The following is a 1234-nucleotide window of genomic DNA, read 5'->3' on the forward strand; positions in this document are numbered from 1 at the left end:
CAGAATTGGGATTTTTTTTTATAATTATGGTAGTGAAATAAGGCACTGTCTCATAAAGTGTAAGTTTTTTTTATCCATTGCAGGCTTTAGTTTTTTGCAAATTCAATTAATGGATTTATATTTGCATTGTCAGCAGATTGTAATGCAGCAATATATTCTTTGCGAGTATCATCCGCTTTAGTCATATTTGATTTTTGCCAAGAAAACAGTTCTTTTCCAAAAATAGACTCTATAATAATGTCAGCCATCATTCTAGAGTGTCTACCGTTTCCGTTTGGAAAACAATGGATAGCAACAATTCTATGTTTGAATCTAATGGAAATCTCTTCTGGTGAATAAGTACTATTTTCTATCCAATATAATGCGTCGTCTAATAATTTCTTTAACTCAACACTAATTAGGGTCCACTTTACGCCAATATTTTTATCTGATTTTCTAAACTCTCCTGCCCATTTCCATATCTCACCGGACATTTTTTTGTGCAAGTCTTTACTAAATTTTTCAGTCAATATTCTCTCCGTTTTTAAATTGGTTCGAATAGTCCATTCGACGGCCTTTTCAATATTTAGTTGTTCAAACTCATCTAATTCTCTTTGTGTCGTTATTGACTTGATTTTTAAACCTTCCTTTTCTTCTTCACTTAATGGTGTTTGTCCGTCTGAGTAGTGTAAATCTAATCCCATAATGACTTTCTCATTTCTCTTTTTATTTCGGCAGCCAACTCTTTTATAGATTCTTTAATTTTGGCTTTTCCAATTCTTTGATCCTCTAATTTCATATTTTGATTGGTTCTTAATACAATTCTCTGGGCCAATTTGTCCGCTTTCAAGTTGATTAAATTGTCAATACTTCCGTCTTTAGGAACGAATCCATATACGAATTTTAAATCCAATACTTCTCCTACTTCCTTTAATGCATTAATGGATAGAGAGCCTTTTGCTTCACTCTCTTCAATATTTTTTATGCCCTGCCTGGTGATATTGAGTTTAGCTCCAAGTTGTTTCATAGTCATATTTAGCCCAATACGAATAGTGTTTATCCAACCTTTTTGAGGGATTAAAACCAGTTCTGTTTTTTGAAAAGGTAGTAGCTTTTGGTCTAATTGTTCTATTAATAGTTTCTTCGTGTTTCTCATAACTTTAACGATTTAAGTATACAAATAGAGATAAAAGTAAGCTAATAAATTTACAAAATAATAAAAAAGTAAAGTAATTGGTTTACAAATAAAAAAACA

General features: G+C 31.2%; 2 protein-coding genes. Both read right to left on the reverse strand.

Annotation, left to right across the window (positions count from 1 at the left end; translation table 11 throughout):
* Nucleotides 1–86: 86 nt before the first annotated feature.
* Nucleotides 87–683 carry a mobile mystery protein B gene (locus tag A3SG_RS0118305; RefSeq protein WP_016991436.1) on the reverse strand — a complete coding sequence of 199 codons (597 nt, stop codon included), beginning with the start codon at nucleotides 681–683 and terminating at the stop codon, nucleotides 87–89.
* A complete protein-coding gene (locus A3SG_RS0118310; RefSeq protein ID WP_016991437.1) occupies nucleotides 674–1135 on the reverse strand; it encodes a mobile mystery protein A in 462 nt (153 codons plus the stop codon). The genes A3SG_RS0118305 and A3SG_RS0118310 overlap by 10 nt, the downstream gene beginning before the upstream one ends.
* Between the last annotated feature and the right edge of the window lie 99 nt (nucleotides 1136–1234).

The sequence above is a fragment of the Flavobacterium sp. ACAM 123 genome, from assembly GCF_000264055.1.
GTDB lineage: Bacteria > Bacteroidota > Bacteroidia > Flavobacteriales > Flavobacteriaceae > Flavobacterium.

Coding starts and splice junctions, on each gene's coding strand:
- A3SG_RS0118305 (WP_016991436.1), bottom strand. CDS start 683: ATGGGATTAGATTTACACTACTCAGACGGACAAACACCATTAAGTGAA.
- A3SG_RS0118310 (WP_016991437.1), bottom strand. CDS start 1,135: ATGAGAAACACGAAGAAACTATTAATAGAACAATTAGACCAAAAGCTA.